This window comes from Arthrobacter sp. DMZ02-1R, assembly GCF_057747935.1.
In genome coordinates this window covers 1529547-1550033 of record NZ_CM173230.1, presented here as the reverse complement: position 1 = coordinate 1550033, position 20487 = coordinate 1529547, and the positions used below count along the sequence as shown (strand labels likewise).

The following is a 20487-nucleotide window of genomic DNA, read 5'->3' as shown; positions in this document are numbered from 1 at the left end:
CCCATGCCGCCGACACCCAGCCCCGCCCAGGTTGCCTCCGTGCCGTTGGAATGGTGGCAGAACGTAGCGTTGTTCAGTCCTGCCGCTGTACTCGTCGCCGCACTGATCGCAGCACTTATCAATTGGCGGATCCTCAAACAGCGCACCAAAGCCGATGCCAAAGCATTGGAGCAGAAGAGGGAAGCCGACCGGGGTGCCCTCGAGCAGAAGACGGCGGCCGATAGCCGATCCGAATGGTGGCGGCGGGCCCAATGGGCGTTGGAGCGGGCTTTGTCAGAGGACGAAGACACCAAGGCGCTTGGTTTGGCTACCTTGGCTGTCCTCGCCCGTAGTGAGCTTGCGAGGAACGAGGAACTGGAGCTTTTCGACATCGCTTGGGAGGTCGTCAACGGCGAACCGTACGAATCCCAGACCGGGGAAGCTGCTGAACCCCGGGAATCCACCATCTACATCTCGATTCCGGACGACAGCGTGGACTTGCACGACCTGGGCGAGTTCCTCAGGCTGCAGGCCGAGGACTTCGACCGCACAGGCGTGGACTCCCACACCGAATTCGGCGACAATGGTCCTACGGAACCGGCAGCGAAGGAGGATGACCAATGAGCACACATACATCTGAGCCGAAGGCCACCCACAGCACCCGCGTGACGGTGAAGACCTCCACCGCGCCAACCGCTTCCCAGCGTCGAGTCCAGGTGGCGGCCGCACGGCTGCGAGTCACCCTGGATGAACGGCTGGGCCGTCCGACACCGGACAAGACGAAGGCCCTGGCAAAAGAAGCCCTCTGAATCCTTTGTCGTCACGGGCAAGGGGTCTCCTCGATGATGCCGATGCGTGGCTGGGCGCCGCCCTTTTGACCAGTATTTAGGGTCGCCAGAGGTTGGCCGCGACACCAGCCTGCACATAGGCTCGTCGTGTGAGTGGCAGGGACGGTACTCCGATTAGCGGAACCGACCAGCGACCCGTGAAGGAAACAAGTAATGGCTACAGGTACTGTCAAGTGGTTCAACTCCGAAAAGGGCTTCGGCTTCATTGCCCCGGACGACGGAAGCGCTGACGTGTTCGCACACTATTCGGCAATCGCCTCCAGCGGTTACAAGTCCCTGGAAGAGAACCAGAAGGTTCAGTTCGACGTCACCCAGGGCCCCAAGGGTCCCCAGGCCGAGAACATCCAGCCGCTCTAACGGCTCAACAAGAGACTGGTCGGCCACACGGCCGGCCAGTCTCTTGCCATGTCCGGGCACTACAGTTTGGCGGTACCTGCCAGCTCGGCATCTTTCAGGGCCTTGGCTGCGGCTTTCTGCTCCGCCTGCTTCGCCTTCAAGAGAAGCTGCTGGGCGGCCTTTTTCTTCGCGTGCTCGGCCTCCGCCTTTTGCAGCCGCCGTTGCGCCTCTTCAAGGATCGCGGCCTGGTTGGTGGCCAGCCACTCTTTGACACCGTCCTCGTCGCTGAACACGCCGTCGTCCTGGGCTTCCTGGGACTGGGTGACGATGATTCCCCACAGCTTCCCCTGCGGGATGCCTGCCTCGGCCAGGTGAGGGCCTTTGAGCAGGGTCGTGCTGACGGCCCTTTCGTTTCCGAGTCGTTCGGCCTTCTCCAGCCAGACGGGCAGGTGGTTGAATCCGTGCTGGGCGCCTTCTCCGCGGCCGGCCTTGTCCGCTTCAACGAGACGCGACCATTCCTTCAGGGTCGGGCCGCCGCCGGCGTTGTCGAGCCGGCGCAGCAGGCGCCGAACCGCGGTGTCGCTGACCCGCTCGTCCCCGCCCGGGGTGTGGCACATGTGTTCGCGGATCAGCGGCAGGATCTTCTTCGCGTATTCGTTGGGTGCGCCGATCTGGGCCAGGAACTCGCGCGCCGGTTCGATGCCGGTTTCGTGGTGGCCGCCGGAGACAATGGCGCCGTTGGCTTTGACGACGGCGGTGCCTGCCCATTGGGCGTAGTTGTCGAGGGCGAAGTAGGAGAGCCGGTGGTTGCGCAGCTCATCACCGCTGTCCTTGTAGACCGTCACGCCGTTCTCGATACGCCATAGATCCGGGTCCCGGTGACCGTCGCGAAAGACCGAGTTTCCGACATCGTTCCAGGCTTAATCCTGGATGGTGCGTCCCTGAGGGCAACGCCCGCAAGCCGGTCATCGTCGGGCCACCGCCCGCACATGTCGACGAAGCCCGGGGATGGCAAAGTCGACCTTTCCTGGCCCCACGGCCTCGATAAGGCCAGCGTCTATGAGCTTGATGCGGTAGTCCCCCACCAGGTTTGGTGTGACACCCGTTCGTCGCCCGACCTGGCCGACGTCGGACGGTCCGTCTTCTTCGGCCATGGCGCATAGAAACTCCACCTCGTCGGCCGACGCCGCGGAGGTGGCTGCGTCCAGCACAGTCCTGGCGTTCCACTCTTCGGCCCGCTCAGCGCCACTCTCCACGATCGCCGCCGTAAGAGCGCCGCCGTTGTCTTCGGCTTCCCTCCAGACGAAGTAGCCGACGAGCTGGACGAGGAACGGGTACCCTCCTGTAGCATCGGCTGCCCGGCTGATGGCTCCAGGCCCCACGTCGAATCCCGCGGCGGTAAAAGTCTCGTCGAAAGACGTTTCCACGTCGCGGACTGCCAGTTTCGAGAGGTAAATCCGATTAGGTTGGCGGAGGAAGGCCGCCCTGCTGTCGTTGAGAAGCTCCACCACTCCCGCCGGCAGTCCTGCGACGACGAAGCCGATCGGCAGCCGGTGCTCGATAAATTGCTGAACACGGACTGTCAACGTTGTCATCTCGGCGCGCGGTCAGCGGCATGGACTTCGTCGAGGGTGATGACCAACCCCGTTCCGCGCTCGTGCAGAATCTTGAGGAGGACCTCCCCGGAGGCCCGCCAATCCGCCCGCCGGTCGATCGGGGGCCGCGCGGTGGTGCCGGAACTAGCGTCGGCACCTAGATCTTCCGAGCGGCGGCGCATTGTTTCGGCGATGCGATCGACGAAACCATCTGTAGCGGTCTCAGAGATGACCTCCCAGCCCTGAGTACGTGCCACACTCTGGGCCGCGCCCAGCATGACGGTCTTACCCGTGCCACGTGCCCCGGTGATGATAGTCAGAACTTCATTGCTTCCGGCGCTCACATCCAGACTTGAAGCAAAATCATCCAGAAGGTCTGCTCGGCCGATGATGTCGGGAGGCATCGATCCGGCAGAAGGGCGGAACGGATTCTGCATACGGGTCGCCCTTTCGTAAGCGGTTGTTCGAACATGGGCGTAGGCCTCGGCGAGCTACTATGACAACCGATGCGAAACCGATGCGCCTGGGCCTCGGAAGCCTTTTGCAGATTGCCCTGAACTATCTTAAATATCCTTTCGCGATTGAGTCGCGACCGTCGGCCTAACAGCAACGGCGTGATCTGGCTCAGCTGTCCGATATCGTCGTTGACGTCAATCCTCCAACTAGCATTGGGAGGTGGCTAGTCATCTGGGTGTTCCCCCGAATCTTCGCTCATTGCGCATGGCTCATCTCCGGCAGCCCCGAGTTCAAGGCAATGAGCATGTCCAGGCTTTCGGCTTCGCGGACTTCGCCCACCACGAGACGGTCCGGCCGCATGCGCAGGGCCTCTTTGACGAGTCGGCGCAGAGGAATTTCGCCTTGACCCTCGAGGTTCGGCTGGCGACACTGCAGGCCGACGACGTCACGCAGCGGGAGCTGGAGTTCAAAGATCTCTTCGACGGTGATGACCCGCTCCCGGGAGCCGATGTTGGCGGCCAGGCAATTGAGCATGGTGGTCTTTCCAGCCTGCGTGGCTCCCGAAACGAGGATGTTCAGTCCACTGGCCACCGCAGCTCCCAGGAATCGGGCTGATTGTGGCGTCAAGGTGCCCAGCTCCACCAGATGTTCGAGCCGGCTCGCCTTGACCACGAATTTGCGGATGTTCACAGCCCAATTCCGGCGAGTCACATCGGGAATGACGACGTGGAGCCGCGAACCGTCAGGCAGGGCGGCATCCACAAACGGTGACGAGAGGTCCAGCCGGCGCCCCGAACTCTTAAGCATCCGCTCCACGAGGTCGCGGACCTGTTGCGCGCTGAGGCTAACGGACGCGAGTTCGGATTCACCATTCCGGGCAACGTAGATTTCGTTTGGCGCGTTGAGCCAGATCTCCTCAATAGTTGGGTCGTCCAGAAGTGGCTGGAGCGGGCCGAAGCCTGCAACGGCGTCGAACACGTACTTGCGCGCCGTGTCCAGCTGTCCCAGGGGAGGCAAGGGGCCAAGAAGGGCCCGCTCGTCGTAGTCACTCACGGCGGCCTCGACGAGCCGGTGTACTTCGACTGCCTGGCTCAAAGGGTCTAGTCCACGCCGTCGAATCAGCTCGCGGACTTCATCCTCGACGATGCGCAAAGCATCCATCTTTCCCCCAATGCAAGATGCGCCTCTGGCGCTGTGGAACCTCCAACAGGGTTAACGCTAGGGGAGGTTACAACACGGGACCAAGTCAAATTGAGGCGGTTGTGGATAACTGTTCACCCACTGGTCACACTGGCAACATGTTCAACTCTGGTCACTTCTGCCACCTAATGTTATGGTGTCCCGGTTAGGAGCTGGCTTTATGGTGCACTGCAGGCGTTCATTGCTGGAACTGTAGTCGCGAGCTATCACCATGTGCCCTCGACAGGGCGGTATCTTGCCGGAATTGAAAATGAAACGAACCACCCCAATAGAGGCACCTCGATTCTCCGTCGGCCGTACAGGCGTCGCCGCAGCGATCGTGCTCGGCCTGATGCTCACCACGACCGAGGCAGCCCACTCGGAGAACTCGGTTGTGGCGCCCGGCACCACAACGGTCTCAGTTGCGGCGAACCCAACATCGTCGCCATCGGCCGAAGGGAAAAGCTCCCTCCTGACGGTTCCCTCATCACCGGCCTCGCCGCCAGCGCACTCCGCGTTGCCGTCATCGCCTGGTGATGGGTCCCATAACGCCGATTCCATGAAGCAAGCCATGAGGGCGGCGATTCCGTCCGGAGGCGCGGAAATGGGGCAGCGATCGCCACGTGTGTTGGCAGCCAAAGGACTCCAGGCGAGCCAGGCCTCAGTCGGTGCGAGGGCCTTAGCGGGCGCACTCCCCATGGCCACCGACACGGGGCATTGGCGGCCAAGTTACGGCATCGCAGGCCAGGACGTCAGTGCATATCAAGGCAACGTCGATTGGGCCACGCAATGGAATCTGGGTTCGCGCCTTGCTTACGTGAAGGCTAGCGAGGGCAACTACTACCTCAACTCCAACTTTTCGCAACAATACAACTCGTCCCGCAGCGTCGGAATGACGCGCGGTGCGTATCACTTCGCCATTCCAAACTGGTCGTCAGGTGCAGACCAAGCAAATTACTTTGTCGCGAACGGTGGAGGGTGGAGCCCGGACGGCTACACCCTACCGCCCGTTTTGGATATCGAGTACAACCCCTATGAAGGTCAAACCATCAATGGGTTCTACTTCGGCGATGTTTGCTACGGCATGTCGGGGGCTCCAATGGTCAATTGGATTTCGGATTTCGGGAACACCGTCAAAACCTTGACCGGTCGTTACCCGGTGATATACACCACGACGGATTGGTGGACGCGATGTACCGGAAATTCGGCAAGTTTTGCCAACTATCCGCTCTGGATTGCTTCCTATCCGTCTACGCCCGGCAACTCGCCTGGCACCCTGCCAGCCAGCTGGACCCAATTCAGCCTCTGGCAATACAGCAGTACCGGACCATTTGAGGGCGACTCCAATATCTGGAACGGCGACGACGCCGGGCTCAAGGCCTTCGCCTCCCAGAGCCAAGCACCCCAGCCACCCCAGCCACCCCAGCTATCTACCTCATTCAAGATTACTGCTGTCGGGGATTCAGATAGTGATGGGAAACCCGACCTGGTGACTCAACGGTCGGATGGTTCTTTGTGGTTTTACGGGGGCACAGGGAACGGTGGCTATACGACCGGGCGTATCATCGGCACCGGCTGGAGCATTTACGACATGATCGTCGGAGTCGGTGATACAAACAGGGACGGCAAGCCGGACCTGATCGCTCGCCGCCCTGACGGCACCTTGTGGTTCTACGCAGGCGACGGCACGGGAAACTACCAACCGGCCCGACAAGTCGGCAGTGGCTGGCAAATCTTCGACCAGATCGTCAACGCCGGCGACTCCAACGGCGACGGCATCCCCGACTTGGTCGCCCGCACGCCTGACGGCGGACTGTGGTTCTACGCCGGCGACGGCACCGGCGGCTACAAGACGGGACAGAAAATCGGTACCGGCTGGAACATTTTCGACCAACTGATCGGTACCGGCGACTTCGACTCGGACGGAATACCGGACTTGTTGGCACGGCACCCCAACGGCAGCCTCTGGTTCTACCCCGGCGACGGGAATGGCGGATACAAGACCGGCCGCCAAATCGGCACAGGCTGGACCATCTATGACCAAATCCTCGGCGTCGGCGACAACAATAACGACGGCAAAGCCGACCTGCTGGGTCGCCGAGCAGACGGGACACTCTGGTTCTACGCCGGCGACGGAATGCGCAGCAACGGATACGGGCTTCCAAATCAGGTCGGTAGCGGATGGAACATATTCGATAGCATGACGGCCGCTGGCGACTCTGATGGGGATGGAAAGCCCGATATTGTCGCAAGGCACTCCAATGGTTCTTTGTGGTTTTACGGGGGCGCAGGGAACGGTGGCTATACGACCGGGCGTATCATCGGCACCGGCTGGAGCATTTACGACATGATCGTCGGAGTCGGTGATACAAACAGGGACGGCAAGCCGGACCTGATCGCTCGCCGCCCTGACGGCACCTTGTGGTTCTACGCAGGCGACGGCACGGGAAACTACCAACCGGCCCGACAAGTCGGCAGTGGCTGGCAAATCTTCGACCAGATCGTCAACGCCGGCGACTCCAACGGCGACGGCATCCCCGACTTGGTCGCCCGCACGCCTGACGGCGGACTGTGGTTCTACGCCGGCGACGGCACCGGCGGCTACAAGACGGGACAGAAAATCGGTACCGGCTGGAACATTTTCGACCAACTGATCGGTACCGGCGACTTCGACTCGGACGGAATACCGGACTTGTTGGCACGGCACCCCAACGGCAGCCTCTGGTTCTACCCCGGCGACGGGAATGGCGGATACAAGACCGGCCGCCAAATCGGCACAGGCTGGACCATCTATGACCAAATCCTCGGCGTCGGCGACAACAATAACGACGGCAAAGCCGACCTGCTGGGTCGCCGAGCAGACGGGACACTCTGGTTCTACGCCGGCGACGGAATGCGCACCGCCGGATATCTAGGCGCGAAACCGGTTGGAAGTCTATAGGCGGAGGGGGTGCCAGGAACGGACGCGCTGACGGTCAAAGACCGGTATAAGCCGATGGTGCGTGGACAAGCGAGATTGCTATGAGGAGATGGACACTTCCGGGAAAGACGGGACAACTGGCGCACGGAACTCACTCGGTCAGATGTGCGACGCCCGAATTGGCCTCGGACACGATCAGGTTGAAAAAACGCTTGTGGCAGCGTTGGCCGAGCCGCGACCCTGGTCTTTCCGTCTTCGGCCAGCCGAGGCCTTCGGTATAGGCTTACCTACTAGGGTCCAGGCCCAGCGTCTCCAAAGAGCCGTATTGCTGGGGACCTCTCTTTGCACCAGCTTCGATTCGATCCCCTGAGGACCATTAGGTTGACATTATTACAGTCGCGCTCTTCATCCTTTTCACGGTCAGGAGAACGGTTCAAGGCATGGCTGCTAACGAACGACAACCCGCTAAAACTGGCGGTCGTCGTCGCCTTCGTGGCCTTGACTCTGCTTGGAGCGACGACTTCTTCAATTGGTATGCCCACACTGCGGCAAGATCCCGCCAATCCTCTTGGATTTCAAATAGGTGAATCGTCGACTATCAGAGCTGACGAATATAACGCGTTTTCGCCAATTGTGCTGTCCATCATGGTCACGGGAGCGGCTCCCACAACGAGTTCCCTCGGCGCTGCAGCCGACCTCATACACCGCTATCCCTCGGGCGGCTTCTTCGAGAACTTCGTCTTCTTCGACTCGACTCTTCTGAAGACTGCGTTGGTCCTTCCGGACAGCATGGTCTTCGCGGCCCACTGGTGGCTTCCGGCGTTGCTTCTCTTCCTCTTCATGCCCAAATGGTTCGCCCAGGTCGGAGCTGCACGCCGGTGGGGCTGGATGGCTGCCACCTTGATAGCGCTGTCCCCGGCCGCCTCGTGGTGGACAATGATGCCCATCCAGTTGATTGCGTACACGCTCACCGGGTCCAGCCTGTTGCTCTCCGCCTACCGCCGTTTTTCCTTTGGTCAGCGGCTGATTCCCCTCGTACAGTGTCTGGCCTCAGGTATTCTCCTCGCTGGTTTGCCCAGTTTCTACATTCCTTGGTCCCTCGTGCTGGGCCTGCCCGTCCTTGCAGCGAGCGTCGCGTGGATACTGGCGGCTGACGGCGCATGGCGGCCGAAGATCCAGGCGTTGGGCACCGCAGGCCTTATCGCGATCATTTTCGCGGCAGGAATGCTGTGGGAGAACCGCGCAGGCATCTCGGCGCTCCTGGATACGGTCTACCCGGGGTCCCGGCGTTCAACCGGGGCCGCGCAGGCGTTCGGCATGTTGTTCGGGGCGCCGGCCTTGGGACCATTGCGGGACATGACGCCCGTGGGGAGTAACCAGAGTGAACTCTCCACGGCATTCACCATCACGTTTGTATGGGCTGCTCTGTTGTTGACAGGGATCAAGACACTTGGCAAGCTCCGGGACAACGCAGTGGTCCTCGTCATGTCCGCCTTCGGGTTCGTATGGCTGGCCTGGTGCACCATTAATTTCGGCGACCGCGGAGCCTCTATCCCACTCCTGAACTACGTTCAACCCGGGCGGGCGGCCCAGGTTTGCGGGATTCTAGGGTCGATCCTCGTATGCCTTCTCCTGTCCCGACTGAGTCCGGGAAAGAACCTGAGGCTCGCTGCCATTTCAGCTAGTGGATGCGGTCTCGTCACGGCGTATGCCGCGTCTTCCCTTCAGCAGACCTACCTGCCCAACATCACCCAGCCTCTGATTGCGGTGGTGGCGCTCGCTGTGAGCACCTGTGTGTTCTGTGTGGTGCGTTTCCGGGACAAGATCTGGCCCCTCGCCCTCACCGCGGTTCTGGCAACGCTGCCGGTCATTGGCGCCAACCCGCTTATTTTTGGGCTGGGCGACTTGCGGGCCTCAGAAACCGCCACCTACCTCCGTGGAGAAGGCAGGACGGCAGCCGCCGCCAGGGAGGTATGGGTCACGGACTCTCCCTCCTTGGACACTGTCATGCTCGCCAACGGCGTTCCTTCCCTGAGCGGCGTTCAGCGGTCAGGACCGGATAAGGCGGCCTGGGCACAGCTTGATCCGGCCTCTGCCCATGTTAAGGAATGGAACCGCGGCGGCGGCTTCATCTACTTCGAGTGGATACCGGGCCAGCCCATGGTATTTGGCAATAACGGTTCTGATTCGGCCATCGTGCGCGCGGATCCGTGTGACCTCAAACAACGGGTGCCTAATTTGGTCGGGATAACGTCCACGCACCCCCTGAGTGGCACATGCCTCGTGCCCGGACGCATCCTGACATGGTCGAAGCAGACAATGTTTGTTTATAAGTTCCGCTAATACGGCCGGCACCGGCAGCCTCACCGGGGTCAGGGATAGAAGCTCTTCCTGAACGAGTCGGGTTCGTGTTTGCTAGCCAAGCGGTCTTCTTGTTGCGGCAGCATAGTGAGCTTGACCGGACGGGAATGAAGCCGGGCGGCAGCTGGGTGGGCGTCCGCGGGGTGAGGTGGTGCAGAGCCACGTATCCTGGTCCCGTGGGCGGCCACTAGATCCTGACCGCTGGGGATTCACGGCGGGAGCGGTCAAATCGTGCCCGGACACAGCGCCGTGAGGCAGACTGGATGCCATCGCCTCCGCGGATTCTCGGTCAGAGAGCCCTGCATAGCCTGCAGCACCAGCTTGACGTCACCGTCGGCGATTACTCATCAACCGGCTCATTCGACGACGCAAGTACTCCAGTGTGTGTCAGGCTCGCCCCGTGGCTGCCTTCGGGCACCGCGGACTTAAAAATCCAATGCTTGTACAGGAGGAAGTTCCACACCGTCGTGGCCACTGTGGCGGCTGCCTTCCCAATGGCATACGACAAGCCGGCCGCGGCGATGCCGTTGACGATCACGTCGGTCGCCAAGAGATTGAAGACAACCAGGGCACCGTATTTGAGGAAGCTTACGTGCGCCCGGTCGCCAGACTGGAAGGTGAATTTCCTTTGAGCAAAGAAATTGAAGACCAAGCTTGCAAGGAACGCCACCGGCGTAGCGACCCACAAGTCCACCCGGCCGACCTCGTGCAGGAGGGTGAGTGTTCCGAGGTCGATCCCGAAGGAGAAGGCACCAACGGCCAGGAATTTGATCAGGTAGCCGTTCCGGGCAAACCCGAAAAGGCGGCGAACCCAACTGGCGACGGCTTCCCCCACGATATGAATTACCACCCTGCAGCTCAATGAACCCCGGCCGTGTTGCTAAGGAACCTTCAAAAGTATAGTCCAACCGCGATCAGGGCCGCTTGCACGGGCATCTCAGACTGCTCTGCAGGGACTCCTCAGGGCACGGATGCGAGTGGTGATACTTGGTTTTCGGGGCCTTAAAACGAGTGTTGACGTCCCTCTTTGTCGCTCGTAGCGTCGATACATCAGCTGCGTGTCGCCGGCAGGAAACTGGGCCGAACGGCTTGGCTTGTCGCCTTTGATGCGCTGTCGGTTCCAAAATATTGGGTGCCCGCGATGACCACTGGCAAAGCCGAATTGTGCAAGCGCAAACACACGGCACTGAAGGTCTGGCTAGTCAGGTTGCAGGCGCGACGAGGGGGTTCGGATGCAAAACAGAAGGTTGGTGGCCTCCCGCTTTGGGCGGGGGATCCCTGATAAAGGTCAACGGACCCATCGCAAGGCGACTGCCATGGGGGCAGTCGCTCTTCTCTTAGCGACGCTCTTCAATGCGGCCATGTTCGTTCAGCCTGCACAGGCCGCGGGACCGCTCGTGGTCACTCTGACTTTCGATGACGCCAACGCAGACCAGGTTGCCGCTGTCAACTACCTGAATTCGAAGGGGATGAAAGGAACGTTCTTCCTCCCCTCCGGATACCTCAACGCACCGACGTACATGACAACCGCCCAAGCACTCGCCCTGCAAACGGCGGGCAATGAAGTTGCCGGCCACACCGTTACCCACCCGGATCTCGCCCAAATGGACGCGAACGAAGTGAAGCGGCAGGTCTGCAATGACCGCGTCAATCTGACCAACATGGGATTCACGGTCACCAACTTCGCCTACCCCTTTGCCTCGGCCACCGCAGCCGTTCAGCAAACCGTCGCCGACTGCGGCTACAACAGCGGGCGCGGCCTCGGTGACCTGAAAAGCAAGGCCGCACCTACTCTGACCGAAGTCGCCGAACCATTGCCCGTTCCCGCCGCGGACCTCTACTTCACCAAGGCACCCGATGAGGTCGACAACACTTGGACAGTTGCCGACATGCAAACGGTTGTGACTCAGGCAGAGGCAGGCGGCGGATGGGTGCAGTTGACCTTCCACCACTTCGACTCCACGACGGATCCCTTGACCGTCACCACCGCAAACTTCCACGCGTACGTGGACTGGCTGGCGGCTGAACAAACCGCGGGCAGGATCGTCGTCAAGACCGTGCGCCAGGTGATGGCGGCCCAGTTCCCGGACCCGTCGAATCCAGCAGTCGACGTAAATAAGCCGCTCGTCCAAGGGCCTCCCCCGCCCCCACCGATCACGGTTGGTAACCTGCTCCAGAATCCAAGCTTGGAGACCGCAGGACCCGTGGCTACTGGGCTGCCATACTGCTGGGCGATTGGCTCGTACGGCACGCAAACCTCAACGTTCACCAGCGTGTCTCCAGGCCACACGGGAAATGTCGCCGAACAAATGGTGACGACGGGCTACGTGAGCGGCGATGCCAAGCTACTACCTACCTTGGATCTAGGCCAGTGTGCTCCGAGCGCTACTCCCGGTCATACCTACCAAATGTCGGCTTGGTATAAGTCCACCGCTTTGACTCAATTCGAGTTGTATTACCGGACAGGCCTGGGCACATGGGCGTACTGGACAGCCAGCCCGAACTTCGCGGCATCGACGGCCTGGACCCAGGCCACATGGACCTCACCACCTGTCCCCGCGGGGGCCAGCGCGATCAGCATGGGCCTGAACCTGCTCTCCAATGGGACCTTGGTAACCGATGATTACGGCCTGTACGACTCAATTGGGGTGGCGAGCGTCTTCAAATCGATGACCCCGACCAGGATACTGGACACCCGCAACAACCCCGCCCCTGTGGGACCGAACGGAACAGTCTCGTTCCAAGTCGCCGGTGTCAACGGTATCCCGGCAAACGTCACGGCGGTGACATTCAACCTCACAGTCGCCAACGCGGCGTCGTTCGGATTCGTCACCGCCTATCCGTCCGGAACAACCGCGCCGAACGCCTCCAACCTGAACTACGCCACGGGTCAAATCGTCCCGAATTTGGTGACAGTACCAGTAGGCGCAGATGGAAAGGTCACTCTTCTTAACGCCTCCAACGGCACCTCGCAACTCATAGCGGACGTCTCCGGATACTACATCCCGGCGGCCGCACAATCGCCTGGCGAGTTCCAACCTATGGCGCCGAGCAGGTTCCTCGATACCCGCAGCGGCACCACCCCGGTAGCGCCCGGCGGAACAGTCTCCTTCCAGGTGGGCGGCGTCAGCGGCATTCCCGCGTCGGTTTCGGCGGTGACATTCAACCTCACTGTGGCCAACGCGGCGTCATTCGGTTTCGTCACTGCCTATCCGTCCGGGACCAATCGGCCGAACGCCTCCAACCTGAACTACGCTACTGGGCAGATCGTGGCAAATAGCGTGACTGTACCGGTAGGTACGGACGGAAAGGTCACCCTTTTCAACGGCTCTCCCTCCGGAACCGCGCAGCTCATCGCCGACGTGTCCGGCTACTATCTGGGCGGTGGCGCCGCAACGGTTTCGGGGGCCTTCCAGCCAATCACGCCTACTAGGTTCCTCGATACCCGGAGCGGCCCCAACCCTGTGGCGGCAAACGGAACAATATCGTTCCAGGTCGGCGGCGTTAGTGGGGTTCCCGCAACGGTTGGTGGAGTGACCTTCAACCTCACGGTGGCCAGCACGAAGTCGAACGGGTTCGTTACGGCCTTCCCGGCCGGAACCCAAGTGCCAAACGCCTCCAACCTGAACTACGCACCCGGGCAGATCGTACCGAACCTGGTGACGATACCAGTGGGGACCGCTGGACAGGTCAGCCTGTTCAACGCGTCAAAGGGGACCGCGCAACTCATTGCAGACGTTTCAGGATACTTCCTCCCATGATCTCCTGACGCTCCAAAACTGAAGCAGAAGCACCTACGCCCCGGCCCGCATAACGCGGGCCGGGGCGTAGGTGTTTTCGCGTGCGGCTCCATGGCGAGCTCAACGAGTCACAAAAATCCCACTGGCAACATTATCCCCACCTTGCACATCGGTGTTATGGTGGGCTTCAAATTTAGCGTTGCCCCCAACCGGCCACCGATATTTTCAAGTACTTCATCGGGAATCGGTAATCTCGTGTGGAGCCAAGCCATGAAGACCACTCAATTGAGAGCATCTATCTCCACTTTCGCGGCTCGCCGCGCTCATGGCCTCGTCTCAACGGTCTTATGTGGAGTGGCAGCAATTCTCCTTTCCACGACGTCGGCGGTAGCGGCTCCAGCAACACCGGCACCATCTCCGCGGACGCCTCCCCCCGCGGCCACCGCAGCGGCAAGTCCATTATCCTCGCCTTCCGAGACCACCGAGCCACCTGCTCCCCAGAACGCAACGCCCGTACCGACGTCGTCACCATCGGTTCAGAGTCCGACGGCGGTACCCTTGCCCACCGCGGCAAGCCAAAGCGACGAAGTACGCCGCGCCGCAATGCGGAAAGCCGCCGGGCCCGGGGGCGCGCAGATGGGACAGCGCTCCCCGCGAGTCCAAGGACTACTGACAACCCAAAGCAGCTGGACCCCACCCTTCGGCATTCAAGGCGTCGACGTCAGCTCCTACCAGCCATCAGTGGATTGGCAGCAACAGTGGAACATGGGCGCGCGCTTCGCCTACGTCAAAGCCACCGAGGGCAACTACTACACGAGCCCTGCCTACAGCTCGCAGTACAGCGGTTCCCGCAGCGTCGGAATGATCCGTGGGGCCTACCACTTCGCGATCCCCAGCTGGTCCGGGGGCGCGGATCAAGCGAACTACTTTGTTCAGAACGGCGGCGGGTGGACCTCGGACGGGGCAACAATGCCGCCGGTGCTCGACATTGAATATGCGCCTTCATATACGAGTACGAATATCTGCTACGGCATGTCGCCGTCCGCGCTCAGCACCTGGATCCACAACTTCGGCGATACTGTCCGTGCCCTCACTGGGCGATACCCGATGATCTATTCAACGACGGACTGGTGGAAAACCTGCCTGGCCGACTCAACCGGCTTCAGCGACTATCCGCTCTGGATTGCCTCGTACACAACCAACACGGCAATCGGCACGCCATCCAGCTGGTCAACCTACAGCGTTTGGCAATACAGCAGCACGGGGCCATTCAGCGGCGACTCGAATGTTTGGAACGGGGACTACGCCTCTCTGCAAAGGTTCGCGGGTAATCCGGCCAAGGGTTCCTTCGATTCCCTGTCCCTGGCCCGGGACACCACCTCGGCATACCTTAAGGTCTCGGGCTGGTCGGTTGATCTCTCGAGGCCGTGGGTATCGACTCCCGTCAACATCTCCGTCACTGGGCCCAACAACGTGACCACCGGGTACTCATTCCTGGCGAACGGATACCGGCCGGACGTGGACAATGCCTTCGGTTATGGGCCGGCGCACGGTTTTGACAATAACATCCAGGTCACGGCCTCCGGCGCCTATACAGTGTGTGCCACTGCCGCGAGCGCCAACGGCGGTGTTGATCTTGGGTGCAAGAGCTATCAAGCAAGTGGCGTTGAACCGCCCATCGGCTCCTTTGACAGCCTGGGGCAGGTCCGCACCCCAACCGATGTTTCGCTGCGCCTGACTGGATGGACCATAGATCGCGCTAACTCCAATACTGTGTCTTTCGCTGACGCCTACGTCACGGACCCGAATGGACAGACCGTGGGCTACCGTGTCGCGGCCAACACATCCAGGCCGGATGTTGGAACCGCCACAGGTTACGGCGCGAACCATGGCTTCGACAGATCGATCAGCCTCACCAAAGCCGGCAACTACCATGTGTGCGTCTACGCGATTGGGCAGTACTACAACACCGGGCTGGGCTGCAAGGACATCACGGTGGGCTCCAACCCACCGCCAAAGGGCTACTACGACTCCATCCGAATCGACCAGAACCCGGGTGCTGCAAATATTGTTGTGAGTGGTTGGGCATTCGACCCTACCAACGCGGCCGCCAGCATTCCTGTGCACGTGTATGTCCAAGCCCCGGACGGCAGCAACGTGGGAACGGCCTACACGGCAAACCTCTCGCGGCCTGACGTTAACAATGTCTTCGGAATTACCGGCAACCACGGCTTTAGCGCTTCGCTTGGAGTCAAGACACCTGGGAGGTTTACCGCTTGCGCCTATGCCCTGGCGGTCGCACCTCTCGCAAGCGGGAATGCGGCGCTGGGCTGCATGACCATCCAGGTAACCAACACACCTGTCCCGAACGGCTACCTCGATTCCGTGGGCATTGCCACCGTGTCGGGACAAGCCAACATCAAGGCGACCGGGTGGACGTACGACCCCGCAGTTCCAGGCTCATCCACACCCGTGCATGTCTACATCACTTATCCCGACGGCACGCGCCAGGGATATGCCTTCACCGCAAACGTTCCGCGGGCCGACGTGAACAACGCCTTCCGGATCACGGGAAACCATGGCTACTCCACGCAGGTTCCCATCACCCAGCGGGGCAGGTATTCGGTGTGCACCTACGGAATCGGAATAGCGCAGTTCAGCTCCGGTAACGCCTTCCTCGGCTGCCAATCCCTCAATTACTAAGCCGCGCGCTGGTTCAGCCCTCAGAGGTTCAGCGGTTAGGGTTGTCAGGAGGAAAGTCTCAGCTACACCCGTAATCGAAAGGACTCCCGGTGCATCATCGGTCGATTCGCCGAGCGGCAGGATGCCTCCTGTTTCTAGGCATCAGCTTGGCCGCTTGCGCCAGTCCCCCCGCTAAGCAGCAAGACATTCGCGGTGCGCTTACCGCAATTGGAAGTCCCATTCAAAGTGATGCGATCGGCGCCTGGGCCAGTGCCTGGCGGAAAACCTACACAGCGACTTCATTGAGCTACTCTCCGGACGGCTCCGACGTCGGGCTGAAAGCGCTGGCGACCGGCCAGGCTTACTATGCCGCGCTCGACGCCCCTTTGACGCCCCAGCAGCAGGACTTGACAAAAGCCCCGTGTGGCCCGGGCGGCGCGTTCAGTGTCCCGACCTCGGTGACCTCGATCGGTGTCGTTTTCAACATGCCAAACATCCGAAGCTTGAAACTGAATCCGGACGTGCTTGCGAAGATTTTCTCCGGCGACATCAGTCGCTGGAATGACGGCGCGATCGCGGCGATCAATCCGGGCACCGCGCTTCCGGACGCACCCATCGTGCCCGTCACGGCAAGCACCCCTTCAGCATTGACTTCCGCCAGCACACACTATCTCTCGCAGTCCGCCAGTTGGTCCACAGGGGTCATCAACAAGTGGTCGAAGGTAAAGGGCGGCCAAGAGGTCAAGAACTTCAGCGACATCGCAAAGAAGGTCGACGGCACCGCCGGCGCAATCGCATTCATGGATTCGGCGTCGATCGGATCCCGGTTTGATACGGCACTTTTGTCCTTCGGCGGAAGTTACGTCAGGATGTCGAAAGACTCCGTGGCAGCTGCTGTGCAGGCTGGCACCACCAAAACGGTCGGGACGGGAGTCGAATTCAGCCTTCCTGAAAAAACCGACCATGGCTATGCATTGGGGAACGTGAACTACCAGGCATTTTGTTCCACCTACAAGAACGGGCAGATTGCTTCACTCGTAAAATCTTGGGCGGACTTCGTGGTCGGTGCGGACGGGCAGGTAGCCTCGACTTATTTCGCCGGGGTGGGCTCCCCAAGCGAACAATCCTTGCAGGAAGCTTCACGCTTGATTGAGAAGATCGGGAGCGCTCAGTGATCCACCAACCAGCTTCCCAGAGTCCCACACGGCTCGGCACTTCGCAGCAAGAGCTCCCGCCTACTGAGGGGGTGCGGTCCCGGGCGCGGAACGTCTCGCCCGCAACCAAGGCAGGCTTCGGATTCTTCATCCGCGTTTTTGCCTTGTTGGCCGCACTCATCACCTTGTGGATCCTGGCCACCCCCCTGATGGCCTATCCCGACGAGCCCGCCCACACGATTAAGGCGGCAGCCGTGGCAAGAGGCCAGTTCTTCCCGGCACCCGGCGAGTCCTACGGCAATGGCGTCCACGTTCAGGTTCCCTCCTACATTGCCAACGTCGATTCCCAACGTTGCTTCGCGTTCCTCAAGGAACAATCTGCAGGTTGCGCACCTGATATCCCTCTTGGCGACACGTACACCAGCATTGGCGTCACCTCGGCCGGTTTGTACAACCCCTTCTACTATTGGTTCGTCGGACTGCCCAGCCTGTTCATGTCAGGAGCTCCGGCCATCTTTGCCATGCGCATTGTCAGCGGACTCATATCTGCTGCCTTCTACGCTGCCGGCTTCACCGCTTTGTCCAGGCTGCGCCATCCCAAGTGGCCAATGGTGGCGGCTGCCGTCGCGACGACGCCGATGGTTTTCTTCCTGGCCACAGGGGTTAATCCGAATTCACTGGAGGTCGCCGCATCGATGGCGGCATTCTGCGGCTTGGTCTCGGTCCTTGAGAACTCTAAGCAGCTTCATCTTGCCCGCCCGGGAATCCTGGCAGTCGGTATATCGGCGGCGACATTGGCCAACACGAGGAATGTCTCCTTGCTGTGGCTCCTGTGCGGCGCGATAGTAGCCTGCCTTTTCTTCCGGGGAGCCGATATCGTCGCAATCTTCCGGAACCGGCTCCTGCTCATCGTTGCGGGGCTGTCCGCAATCGGGGTGGCGCTTGGAGTCATATGGAACTTCGCCATGCTGGCGGCGCCGCCCTCGGCCGGCGAAGCACCCGCAGGCATTTCCAACGCGGTGGAGGGCCTCCGCCCCTCCAATGCTTTCGTCACCATGCTGGATAGGTCCTTCGATTTCGTGAGCCAGTACATCGGCGTCGCGGGTTGGCTTGACGCTCCGGTTCCCCAAGCCGTCCTGATGTTTTGGAATATGCTGCTCATCGCGCTCCTGCTGATGGTCTTCCTGATGCGCCCCGCACGATTGCAACTGGGTTTCTGGGTGGCCATTGGGATGCTCGCGGTGGTTCCCGCCTTGGTTCAGGCGGCGCTGGTCACGACCAGCGGCTTCATCTGGCAGGGCAGGTACAGCCTGCCGTTGTTCGCGATCGCGGTCATTTCGGCCGGGCTGGCTCTTCGTTTCCGAAAGTTCCAAGCCAATCTGACCAGCCGGGCACTCACCAAGATTCTGCTGTGGGCAACATGCGCCGCCCACGTGTATGGCTTCGTGTATATCCTGCGGCGTTACGTGGTGGGCATCCCGGATTTCGCCAATTGGCTCGTGATGTTGAGCAAGCCGGATTGGCAGCCACCCCTATCCTGGGAAGTACTCACCGTGCTTCTTGCAGCGACCTTGATCTTTGCAGCATCCCAACTTTTTGCATTCCTGCATCCCGGCGTTCCGTTCTTCCCGGCCCGGCTTACTCATGCGTTGAGCCGAGTGCGCCGTCGAAATGGGCGGCCGTTGGAGCAAGCTCCACGCGATGGTTTCGTCATATCCCAACACGTCGAGTGAGTCCTCCCGGATAACCTGGAAACAAGTAAAGGGTCTGGCCAGGCAATCTTGCCTGGCCAGACCCTTTGCTTTTTCGGCTTCGCCTGGAGAAGACTAGCCGCGAAGATAATCCGCCAACCTGTCGGAGCTGCGGGCCGGCGCGAAGCCGGTTCGCTTGATCTTGCTCAGGTCGAGAACACTGTTGGAAGGGCGTGGTGCCGCGGACTTCCCTTTGAAGTACTCCTCCGTGCTCACTCCCGTGACATCGTCACGGGATGCGCCGCAGAGTTCGTACACGCCGCCGGCGATGTCCGCCCATGACTCGGAATCACCGTCATTGCTGAGGTTATACGCCCCAAACGGAGCGTTCGAGTCCAATAGGTGCTTAATCCCGGCAGCGATGTCTTCCGTGAAGCTGAGCCGGCCGATTTGGTCGTTGACGACGGTAGGCTTGATTCCGCGCTCCGCGAGGGAAGCCATGGTCCGGACGAAGTTGTTGCCTTCACCAATCACCCAACTGGTGCGCACGATGTAGTGACGCGGAACCACGCCGACGACGGCGTCCCCAGCCGCCTTGGTCTGGCCATATACGCCAAGCGGGGTGAACGGTTCATCCTCGTCATGCAATTCGCGTGTGCCGTCGAAGACATAATCCGACGAGACATGAACCAACGTCAGGCCCTGCTCGATCGCAGTCTTCGCCAAGCGCGCCACAGCCGACACATTCACTTGCCAGGCTGCTGCCCGCCCCTCGGGGCTCTCGGCTGCGTCGACGGCGGTGTAAGCGGCCGCATTGATGATCGTCGAGTAGTTCTTCCAGTTCCGTCCCGCAAACGATGCTTCGTTGGACAAGTCGAAGTCGGCCCGAGCTGCAAACTCTATGGAAGTGTTGCCGGCGTACACTTCACGCAGCGCCTTGCCGAGTTGACCGTCGGCGCCCACCACGAGCACCTTCCGAGCCGGCATTGGCACCACCTCAGCCAGTCGCGGGTGTGCCTTGTCCTTGTCAGACAGCTCTGCCTGGTCCAATGGCACCGGCCAAGCAATGGCAGCGGTCTCATCCGCGAGGTTCAGGAAGGTGTATCGGCTCTGGGCGTCTGCAGACCAGTGGTCGTTGACGAGATAGGTGTAGGCGGTGTTGTCCTCAAGGGTCTGGAACGCATTGCCCACGCCGCGGGGAATAAAGATGGCTTGGCTCGGGTCAAGTTCGGCGGTGAAGACGGCACCAAAAGACGGGCCTTCGCGCAGATCGACCCAGGCTCCGAAAATCCGCCCTGTGGCCACCGAGATGAACTTGTCCCACGGCTCGGCGTGGATTCCGCGGGTGGTGCCGGTCTTCTCGTTGAAGGAAATGTTGTTCTGAACGGGACGGAAGTCCGGCAGGCCAAGAGCGATCATCTTGTCCCGCTGCCAGTTCTCCTTGAACCAGCCGCGGTTGTCGCCGTGAACGGGCAAATCATAGACAACGACGCCGGGAATCGGGGTTTCGCGGGCTGCGAGCGGTTTCGAAAACTCGATCGTCATC

14 protein-coding genes and 1 pseudogene are annotated in these 20487 nt (G+C 60.8%); 9 read left to right on the top strand and 6 right to left on the bottom strand.

The features are described 5' to 3' along the window. Positions 1–3: 3 nt before the first annotated feature. The 3 genes from AC3ANQ_RS07440 to cspE all read left to right on the top strand — a co-directional run bounded on the left by AC3ANQ_RS07440 (position 4) and on the right by cspE (position 1184). A complete protein-coding gene (locus tag AC3ANQ_RS07440; RefSeq protein WP_488304493.1) occupies positions 4–603 on the top strand; it encodes a hypothetical protein in 600 nt (199 codons plus the stop codon). Next, complete coding sequence (locus AC3ANQ_RS07435; RefSeq protein WP_488304492.1) at positions 600–788, top strand: hypothetical protein; 189 nt, start codon at positions 600–602, stop codon at positions 786–788. The genes AC3ANQ_RS07440 and AC3ANQ_RS07435 overlap by 4 nt, the downstream gene beginning before the upstream one ends. 192 nt (positions 789–980) lie before the next feature. Continuing rightward, positions 981–1184, top strand: coding sequence for a transcription antiterminator/RNA stability regulator CspE (cspE, locus tag AC3ANQ_RS07430; protein WP_488304491.1), 204 nt, complete (start codon positions 981–983; stop codon positions 1182–1184). A gap of 59 nt (positions 1185–1243) precedes the next feature. Here cspE and AC3ANQ_RS07425 read toward each other — a convergent pair whose 3' ends face one another. The 4 genes and pseudogenes from AC3ANQ_RS07425 to AC3ANQ_RS07410 all read right to left on the bottom strand — a co-directional run. Next, on the bottom strand, positions 1244–2008 hold the full coding sequence (locus AC3ANQ_RS07425; RefSeq protein WP_488304490.1) for a hypothetical protein: 765 nt from the start codon (positions 2006–2008) through the stop codon (positions 1244–1246). A 120-nt stretch (positions 2009–2128) separates the two neighbouring features. Beyond that, on the bottom strand, positions 2129–2758 hold the full coding sequence (locus AC3ANQ_RS07420; RefSeq protein ID WP_488304489.1) for an ATP-binding protein: 630 nt from the start codon (positions 2756–2758) through the stop codon (positions 2129–2131). After that, positions 2755–3195 (bottom strand): ATP-binding protein, encoded by a 441-nt coding sequence (locus AC3ANQ_RS07415; RefSeq protein WP_488304488.1) that lies wholly within the window; start codon positions 3193–3195, stop codon positions 2755–2757. The genes AC3ANQ_RS07420 and AC3ANQ_RS07415 overlap by 4 nt, the downstream gene beginning before the upstream one ends. Positions 3196–3484: 289 nt before the next feature. Continuing rightward, a pseudogene (locus AC3ANQ_RS07410) lies at positions 3485–4375 on the bottom strand (TadA family conjugal transfer-associated ATPase); the annotation flags it as partial. Positions 4376–4664: 289 nt separating this feature from the next. Here AC3ANQ_RS07410 and AC3ANQ_RS07405 point away from each other — a divergent pair. After that, the gene (locus AC3ANQ_RS07405) at positions 4665–7334 is read left to right on the top strand and encodes an FG-GAP-like repeat-containing protein (RefSeq protein ID WP_488304487.1); all 2670 of its coding nucleotides are present in this window, start codon (positions 4665–4667) and stop codon (positions 7332–7334) included. Between the two features lie 321 nt (positions 7335–7655). Continuing rightward, on the top strand, positions 7656–9656 hold the full coding sequence (locus AC3ANQ_RS07400) for a DUF7657 domain-containing protein (protein ID WP_488304486.1): 2001 nt from the start codon (positions 7656–7658) through the stop codon (positions 9654–9656). A 358-nt stretch (positions 9657–10014) separates the two neighbouring features. Here AC3ANQ_RS07400 and AC3ANQ_RS07395 read toward each other — a convergent pair whose 3' ends face one another. Then, positions 10015–10524, bottom strand: coding sequence for a GtrA family protein (locus AC3ANQ_RS07395; RefSeq protein WP_488304485.1), 510 nt, complete (start codon positions 10522–10524; stop codon positions 10015–10017). A gap of 466 nt (positions 10525–10990) precedes the next feature. Here AC3ANQ_RS07395 and AC3ANQ_RS07390 point away from each other — a divergent pair, with 466 nt between their 5' ends. The 4 genes from AC3ANQ_RS07390 to AC3ANQ_RS07375 all read left to right on the top strand — a co-directional run bounded on the left by AC3ANQ_RS07390 (position 10991) and on the right by AC3ANQ_RS07375 (position 18983). Then, a complete protein-coding gene (locus tag AC3ANQ_RS07390) occupies positions 10991–13435 on the top strand; it encodes a polysaccharide deacetylase family protein (RefSeq protein ID WP_488304484.1) in 2445 nt (814 codons plus the stop codon). Positions 13436–13972: 537 nt separating this feature from the next. Beyond that, positions 13973–16117, top strand: coding sequence for a lysozyme (locus tag AC3ANQ_RS07385; protein WP_488304483.1), 2145 nt, complete (start codon positions 13973–13975; stop codon positions 16115–16117). A gap of 146 nt (positions 16118–16263) precedes the next feature. Beyond that, positions 16264–17271, top strand: coding sequence for a substrate-binding domain-containing protein (locus AC3ANQ_RS07380; protein WP_488304482.1), 1008 nt, complete (start codon positions 16264–16266; stop codon positions 17269–17271). Beyond that, complete coding sequence (locus AC3ANQ_RS07375; protein WP_488304481.1) at positions 17268–18983, top strand: DUF2142 domain-containing protein; 1716 nt, start codon at positions 17268–17270, stop codon at positions 18981–18983. The genes AC3ANQ_RS07380 and AC3ANQ_RS07375 overlap by 4 nt, the downstream gene beginning before the upstream one ends. Positions 18984–19076: 93 nt before the next feature. Here the strand turns inward: AC3ANQ_RS07375 and AC3ANQ_RS07370 are convergent, their stop codons facing one another. Next, positions 19077–20486 (bottom strand): sugar nucleotide-binding protein, encoded by a 1410-nt coding sequence (locus AC3ANQ_RS07370; protein ID WP_488304480.1) that lies wholly within the window; start codon positions 20484–20486, stop codon positions 19077–19079. Position 20487: the final 1 nt, after the last annotated feature.

Coding starts and splice junctions, on each gene's coding strand:
- AC3ANQ_RS07440 (WP_488304493.1), top strand. CDS start 4: ATGCCGCCGACACCCAGCCCCGCCCAGGTTGCCTCCGTGCCGTTGGAA.
- AC3ANQ_RS07435 (WP_488304492.1), top strand. CDS start 600: ATGAGCACACATACATCTGAGCCGAAGGCCACCCACAGCACCCGCGTG.
- cspE (WP_488304491.1), top strand. CDS start 981: ATGGCTACAGGTACTGTCAAGTGGTTCAACTCCGAAAAGGGCTTCGGC.
- AC3ANQ_RS07420 (WP_488304489.1), bottom strand. CDS start 2,758: ATGACAACGTTGACAGTCCGTGTTCAGCAATTTATCGAGCACCGGCTG.
- AC3ANQ_RS07415 (WP_488304488.1), bottom strand. CDS start 3,195: ATGCAGAATCCGTTCCGCCCTTCTGCCGGATCGATGCCTCCCGACATC.
- AC3ANQ_RS07405 (WP_488304487.1), top strand. CDS start 4,665: ATGAAACGAACCACCCCAATAGAGGCACCTCGATTCTCCGTCGGCCGT.
- AC3ANQ_RS07390 (WP_488304484.1), top strand. CDS start 10,991: ATGGGGGCAGTCGCTCTTCTCTTAGCGACGCTCTTCAATGCGGCCATG.
- AC3ANQ_RS07370 (WP_488304480.1), bottom strand. CDS start 20,486: ATGACGATCGAGTTTTCGAAACCGCTCGCAGCCCGCGAAACCCCGATT.